The 423-nt window shown below is 35.2% G+C and carries 2 protein-coding genes; both read right to left on the bottom strand.

Annotation, left to right across the window (positions count from 1 at the left end):
• The coding region (locus ETB99_RS14720; protein ID WP_142399086.1) for an FAD-dependent oxidoreductase at positions 1 to 156 on the bottom strand (156 nt) is incomplete at its 3' end.
• A 23-nt stretch (positions 157 to 179) separates the two neighbouring features.
• The coding region (locus ETB99_RS14715; protein WP_171700944.1) for a ferrochelatase at positions 180 to 423 on the bottom strand (244 nt) is incomplete at its 5' end.

The following is a 423-nucleotide window of genomic DNA, read 5'->3' as shown; positions in this document are numbered from 1 at the left end:
CATATAACCATCTTTACGATACGATTGAATCTTCCCCCCCGGACGATTCGATGCTTCAAAGATGGTTACATCAATATTAGGATCTTGCTGTTTTAAAAAATATGCACTTGATAAACCTGTTATCCCCGCTCCTATAATAGCCACTGATTTAGTCACAACGTTTCACGCTTCTTTCGTCATTAAAATATAGACTTGATTTCATCAACAATTGCACCGATAAATAATGGATGTTTATTCGGCATTTTTGGACGATAATAATTCGCGCCAATGTCATCGCAAACAACTTTACATTCATAATCATTGTCATAAAGCACCTCTAAATGCTCACATACAAAACCTACTGGCGTATATATAAAGTTTTTATACTGATGTTTTTCATATAAATCACGTGTTAAATCTTGTACATCTGGCCCTAACCAAGGT

The sequence above is a fragment of the Anoxybacillus sp. CHMUD genome (assembly GCF_013096965.1).
Lineage (GTDB): Bacteria > Bacillota > Bacilli > Bacillales > Anoxybacillaceae > Anoxybacillus > Anoxybacillus kestanbolensis_A.
The sequence above is the reverse complement of the archived record's forward strand: the minus strand, read 5'-3'. Positions and strand labels throughout refer to the sequence as shown.